The following is a 7,129-nucleotide window of genomic DNA, read 5'->3' as shown; positions in this document are numbered from 1 at the left end:
TAACGCTATCACGGACCTGCCAGTCAACGGTGGTTGATTTACGCAATTTGTCTGTGATTTCGACAGCGATTTTCTTCAGTATCTCATCGCCGAGTTCACGGACCGCGCTCTCGTTATTGGCCAAGGCATCGTAAAAGGCGATTTCATCAGGGTTGAGTCCCAGCTCGGCTTCGCGAGCCATCTCTTGCTGAAACTCTTTTGCTAATGAAATGAGTTCTTCAATCACTTGAGCAGTTTCAATGGCTCGATTGTTATACTTACGCAAGGTTTCCTGCAAACGGTCGGCGAACTTTTTCTCCTGCACAACGTTATTGCGTGTCTTAGATTTAATATCATCCTTGAGCAATTTTTCGAGTAACTCAATAGCTAAATTCTGATGTGGCATTTGTCGCACATCTTCCAGAAATTCATCAGAAAGCAGGCCAATGTTGGGCTTGTCTAAGCCGCATAAACTAAAAACATCGGCGACACCTTCAGCAATCACCGCGTTATCCAGTATCTGTTTGAGCGCAGAATTTTGTTCCTCTTGCGTGCGCTTTTTATCAACGGTTGAGAACTTGGTTATGGCAGCTTTAATGGCTGCGTAAAAAGCGATTTCTTTACGCAGCGCCTTTGCCTCATCCAGTGTGCTGCAAAGTGAGTAGGCCTTGCTGGTTGCCAACACCAGATCGAGAAAACGTTTTTTACCGTCATCCAGCCCTAGTACATAGTTAGCAGCAGGCACTAACAATTTGTGAGCCTCCGTTTCAAAGTTGGCTAGGTCTATGCCATCCGCCTGCGGAGTTTTAGCAAAAAGCCCACGAATGGCATCCAATTTTTCCAACAAAATAGCGAATGCTTCTTCGGCTCGTAGGGTTGGTTCGCCTTTGCCTTTCGAGTCAGTATAGGTCTTTAAAGCCTGCTTCAATTCATTAGCAATACCGATGTAATCAACCACCAAACCACCGGGCTTATTCTTAAATACCCGATTGACCCGAGCAATGGCCTGCATCAGGTTATGGCCCTTCATTGGCTTATCGATATACATCGTATGACAACAAGGCGCATCAAAGCCGGTTAGCCACATGTCCCGAACAATCACTAGTTTTAACGGATCATTCTCATCTTTGAAGCGTTTCTCCAGCCGTTTTTTGGTTTTCTTATTGTGTATATGAGGTTGCAGTAACGGTATGTCGGATGCCGAGCCGGTCATCACGATCTTGATGGCACCTTTTTCGGGATCAGTGTCGTGCCACTCAGGCCTAAGGGTGATAATTTCATTATAGAGCTGAGCACAAATAACCCGGCTCATACCGACGATCATGGCTTTGCCATCCATGGTCGCTGTACGCGTTTCAAAATGATTAACTAAATCAGTGGCTATCTGTTGTAAACGAGGTGTGGCACCGACGAGTTTTTCAAGTCGGCTCCATTCCCCTTTGGTTTTTTCGCGTTGCCCTAGGTCTTCCTCATCTTCGGCGACATCATCAACTTGATTTGATAACGCTTCAATTTCATCGTTATTCAATTCCAGCTTGGCAAGGCGAGATTCGTAATAGATGGGTACCGTTGCACCATCGTCCACGGCATCCTGAATATCATAAATAGAAACATAGCCCCCAAACACCGCTCGGGTATCCTTGTCTTCCTGCGAGATGGGCGTACCGGTAAAGCCAATAAAGGAAGCATAGGGCAAGGCATCGCGCATGTGTTTGGCATAGCCAAATTTGTATTGGCCATCAGCAGTCAGTGTCGCCTTTAGACCATATTGACTTCGGTGTGCTTCATCAGAAATCACTACGATATTATGGCGGTCATTCAATAAAGGGTGATGTTTCTCATCTTTGATCAGCGCAAATTTCTGTACAGTGGTAAAGATAATGCCTCCAGATTCACGTTCAGCTAAAAGTTGACGCAGGGTATCCCGGTCATTGGCTTGTACGGGTGTCTGTTTTAGCAGTTCTACCGCATTGCTGAAGGTGGCGAATAGTTGTCCATCCAGATCATTGCGATCGGTTACAACGATTAAGGTTGGGTTGTTCATAGCAGGTTGTTGTAATAGCTTTCCGGCATAACAACACATAGAGATACTCTTGCCTGAACCTTGGGTATGCCAAACCACACCGGCTTTCTTACTGCCAGGGACTACCTCATCGGCATAGCTTGCGCGTTTCTCAGCAACGCCTTCAATCTCTTGTGCCGCAATCACGGTCGCTTTTACTGCTTCACGTACCGCATGGAGTTGATGGTAACCAGCAATCTTTTTGATAATCGTCTCGCCATCGGTTTCAAACAACACAAAATAGCGGATGTATTCCAGAAACAGTTCACGGTCAAAGAAACCACGCACCAAGGTTTCCAGTTGCCATTCGAGTAACGGCTTATCATCTTCATGCTTGATGGTGCGCCAAGGCATAAAGCGTTCTTGGTTGGCGGTGAGTGAACCAACACGCGCCATATAGCCATCGCTCACGATCAGTGCTTCATTGAAAACAAACAGATCGCCAATTTCATCTTTGTAGGTTTGGATCTGATTAAATGCATCCCAAATATCGGCATTTTCATCTTTCGGACTTTTTAGCTCCAGCACCGAGAATGGCAAGCCATTAATAAAACAGATCACATCGGGTCGGCGCGGTTGTTTAGTACCGGTGACGGTAAATTGATTGATGGCAACAAATCGGTTGTTATCTACCTGATCAAAATCGACAAGGAAAGCATGGTCGTTGTGTACCTCGTCGTCCTGTTTATATTCGACAGGTACGCCTTCCAATAACAAACGGTGAAAGGCACGGTTATTGGTAACGAGATCCAGACTTTCTGCCTGGGTTAATTTTGATAAAACCTGCTCGAAGCATTCATGCGGTAGGTGTGGGTTGATATGGGTAAAGGCCACTTCCAGATCATGCTTTAAAATAACTTGCGCATAATCATCCCGCTGTGGGTTCGGCCCGTCCGGTGCAATGTCCGGTCCATACAATACATCCCAGTCGCCTTCACGGAACCAGTCCAGACAGAGATTTTCTAGTTCATCTTCGTTCATAAATTATTCATCCGTCGGGTCATCACCGCGTACTTGTTCGGTTAGCAGGTCGTTGCAGTGCAAAGAGGAACCCGCGATATCAGGATAGAGATTCGCATAGTGAAGGTTCATTCTTCTAAGAGCATTAATGCAATGCAATCGTTCCTGTTCATCTTCCATGGGGATATGAATTTTGAAGATGAAGTCTTTTAACACCTCGGCATCATCAATATTGATATCCTTCTCGCCGAGAGCATTTAAAATCTCAAGCTCGAGGCTGGTTTCACCGCTGGGTGATAGCGTGAATAAACCATCCTGACTAATCAACCTGTCATGGTCACTGCTTAATGGATTAACAAAAATATCAGTGGTGAGAAATTCTTCTAATTTAGTTTTGTTAATAAAAAATAGCGAACGACTATAATTTTTCGGGGTTTCATCGGTAGGGTCGGGTTCGTTAAAGGCAAAGAACATCGCCACAAAGGGGGAGCGTGACCAATCCAGTAAAGGCGTCCATAAACCATAATGCTGGCCAAGCGACCAGACGTCATCATCGAGCATTTGAGCAACCGGCACTTTGGCACGCCCACGAATAGAATATTTAAAACTTTCTAAATGTTGTTGTGCCCACTCATCTTTGTAGATGCCGGTGTTTGATAACCGGGCAATGCTGGGTGTAAGCCCCCAGTGTGAATGGCGCTGCCCCCTGAACAATACTTGATCGGTATGATCAAACAAGGCATCTTCACTGATAATCTCAATTAAATGTGACCAGCTCTTTACCCGTGTTGACGGAATATTGCCATCCACTTTGTCGCCATTGATAACAAAATTTGGCCAGAGAGGGGAGTTGAGGTGGTATTTTCTCCTCATGTTAGGCTTCTTCGGTGCTTGGGATGGTTAGTTCGCCGGAGAGAAGTTTTGGGAGGAGCGCATCTCGGCTTGCCGCGAGAGACGTGTTCTGCTCTATATTTTCATTTATAGACATGAAAATGGGTTGTGTGTGTTTCCTGTATATTTTAATTAAATCTTCATTTGGTTTGGTGAACTTGTAATCTGGCACGGCATTTTTGCTCAGGTGCAAGACTGTTGTTCCTGTTGAATGTGCATTCGTATGCTGTTGGAACCGGTTTGTCTTTGCTATTCCATACAGATAATATTTAAGGTCATCATTTTTGGGTCTAATAACAGCAACATCGAGAGAAATAACTAAATGATCATACCTAGAATCACTAATAACCATTGCAGGTTTACCAATTACATCAGCTGCTTGAGTTACGTCGGTATATGCAATAATTAGATCACCAGCAAAGACTTCCTGCTCTGGTTTGAATTTCCCAGTATATTCTTTAAGTCCATCAAGTCTATAACCGCCACCACGATTAAACGATTTCAAAGTAACTAAAGCTGTATTAGACTCTTCTAACTCGATACTTTTATATGATTTACCTTTAATAATTTTCGCAATTTCATTAATCTTTGGAGTTGACCAATCATATGGAATATCCCCTAACTCCGATTCGCCCATTGCCGACGGAAACAACGCAGCAGTTTGTGCCAGTTCGGCGTAGGCTTTGGGTTGTTCGGCTTGTAGTTGCTTGAGGGCGACTTCATCTTTTGCGGAGATCACAGACATGGCGGTAAGTTCGGCTTGTTCAGCAGTGCCGCCTGCTTCCAACACTGATATCTTGGCTTTGACCGGCTCAAAATCCACAAACCAGCTTTTGAAAATGGCTTGAGCGATTTGTTCGAGGGTTTGGTTGGTTTGGGTATTTAGTTCGATTTTTTCATCTAGTTCTCCAAGAGTTTTTGCAATGTTAATTTGCTCTTTAAACGGAGGACGTATAAGTAAAACCTTACTAAATTCCGTTCTTTTAATACCTTGTACTGTTGAACCAGTTGCTCTAGATAACAACTGATGTTGTCCTATATGAGACATCAAATAATATTGCAGGTATCGATTATCTAATTCTCTTTTTTCCCCTCTCAGTGTTAGAAGCCTTTGAGCAACACATACATCATCACGGTCAAGAAGTGCTACACATCCTAATGGTGCTTCAGTAGTTAATAAAACATCGCCTTTTTTAGGGAAACTTCTGACCATAAATTTGTCATATGTTTCTTTACTAATGTAGTAAGCAGATGAATACTTAATATTCCCCATTTTTACAGATTTAGCACTCAGCGTGGTGATGCCCGACACTGCTTTTTTTGGTGTTTTTCCTCTATAATCAATAAGTGATTCTAAGTAATTCTCAAGTACTACGACTTCCCAGGACTCAGGCAAGAGACCCAATTCAGACTCATACCTGTTTAATTTATCGTCAAAAGTCATAACCTAATCCTGCTAAATTTTTCCTTATTTCATCTTCTAATCGATCTGATTGCTCAAACTGATCTTTCAATTGAGCGGTTAGCCTGCTCATTTTTTCAGTAAAAGGCTCACTGTCTTCTTCCTGAGCGGCAGCGCCGACAAATCGTCCAGGTGTCAGTACAAAGTCGTGCTTTTCAATGTCTTTTAGGCTAGCGGAGTAACAAAATCCTTTCTCGTCTTCGTATCCGTCGTTCTGTTGCCAGGCATGGAAAGTGTCTACAATTTTGGCGATGTCTTGTTCGGCAAAGTCACGCAATACACGGTCTTTCATGTAACCCAAGTTACGCGCATCAATAAACAGGGTTTTGCCGCGACGGTCGTTTTTCTTTTTATCCAGTGACAGGCCGTTGGCTTTGTCTTTAGTCAAGAACCAGATGCAGGCGGGTATCTGGGTATTGGTAAAGAGTTGCCCGGGTAAGGCAACCATACATTCGACTAAATCTTTTTTGACTAGCGTCTTACGGATATCTCCTTCGCCATTAGCCACTGAACTCATAGAACCATTAGCGAGTAATAGCGCCATAGAACCTTGGTCATTCAAGTGATAGAGCATGTGCTGTATCCAACCAAAGTTGGCGTTGCCTTGTGACGGTGTTCCGGCAATATCCCAGCGCACATCACCTTCTAATTTGGCGTGCCACCAGTCTTTAATGTTGAAAGGTGGATTGGCCATCACATAGTCGGCACGCAGGTCGGGGTGCTGGTCATCTAAGAAGGTGTCGGCATTCTTTTTACCAAAGTTAAAATCGATACCTCGGATGGCCATGTTCATGGCTGCCAGCTTCCAAGTAGTGGGATTGCTTTCTTGACCATACACAGAGATATGCTTTTTTTGATCGGCCGCCTTATAGTGTTTTTCGTCTGCATGGGCTTCGATGAATTTATCGTTAGAGACAAAAAAACCACCGGCACCCATGGCAGGGTCGTAAACGCGACCATTATAAGGAGCTAGCATTTCGACTATGAGCGTAACGATACTTTTTGGTGTGTAGTATTGACCGCCTTGTTTGCCTTCAGCCAGTGCAAATTGCCCCAGAAAGTATTCGTACACATGGCCGAGAATGTCTTTACTGTGCAGATCTAGTTTTTCACCGTTGAATTCCGGCTTGCTAAAACTGGTGTCGGAGAATTTGTTGATTAGCTCTGATAGATTGTGATTTTCGACTTGATACGGGCTAACGCGACTGAGTACGCCTTTAAGTTTTGGGTTGACGAGTTTGTCATCAATCTTAAAACTTTCGATTTGTTCTAATGCTTGATCGATGAGCCATGAAATGGAGCGTAGTTTGACATCATCGTCTTTGCCATCTTGCCAGATAACCGAACCGATGGGTAGTGCAGCGGCTTGTTTTAAGCTGTTCCAGCGAGAGCGTAACGGCACCCAGAATATATTTTTTTCTTGATAGTATTCGTGTAGCTCTAATTCTGCATCGACGGCTTCCTGATATTCATCGTCGCTATCGTAGTCGTCACGCGGCATGTAATAGATGTTGTCATCGCTATTATCTTCAGTGAATAAGTGGCGCAATTCAGCCTGTCGTTCTTCGAAGGAATCGGAGACATATTTCAGGAAGATCAAACCCAACACGACATGCTTGTAGTTAGCGGCATCCAGATTGTTACGCAGTTTGTCAGCGGCTTTCCAGAGCTTATTATCGAGCTCTTTTAGAAAGTCTTGTTCAGAAGTGTTTACCTGTTTTGTGTTGGTCATAGGGGTTCTCGTTAAACTGTTTGTTATCTGGCGTTTTTATTTA

General features: G+C 44.0%; 4 protein-coding genes. All 4 read right to left on the bottom strand.

The window, feature by feature from the left end; translation table 11 throughout:
* On the bottom strand, positions 1–3,022 hold a 3,022-nt coding region (locus CDZ78_RS17975; protein WP_087871214.1), incomplete at its 3' end, for a type I restriction endonuclease subunit R.
* 3 nt (positions 3,023–3,025) lie between these two features.
* The gene (locus CDZ78_RS17970) at positions 3,026–3,874 is read right to left on the bottom strand and encodes an FRG domain-containing protein (protein ID WP_087871213.1); all 849 of its coding nucleotides are present in this window, start codon (positions 3,872–3,874) and stop codon (positions 3,026–3,028) included.
* 1 nt (position 3,875) lies between these two features.
* Positions 3,876–5,336, bottom strand: coding sequence for a restriction endonuclease subunit S (locus tag CDZ78_RS17965; protein ID WP_087871212.1), 1,461 nt, complete (start codon positions 5,334–5,336; stop codon positions 3,876–3,878).
* A complete protein-coding gene (locus CDZ78_RS17960) occupies positions 5,326–7,086 on the bottom strand; it encodes a type I restriction-modification system subunit M (RefSeq protein ID WP_087871211.1) in 1,761 nt (586 codons plus the stop codon). Before CDZ78_RS17960 ends, CDZ78_RS17965 begins: the two co-directional genes overlap by 11 nt.
* Positions 7,087–7,129: the final 43 nt, after the last annotated feature.

Origin of the sequence: Bathymodiolus platifrons methanotrophic gill symbiont (assembly GCF_002189065.1) — a bacterium.
GTDB lineage: Bacteria > Pseudomonadota > Gammaproteobacteria > Methylococcales > Methylomonadaceae > Methyloprofundus.
Note: the sequence above shows the minus strand (reverse complement) of the source record. Positions and strands in the feature narration are given on the sequence as shown.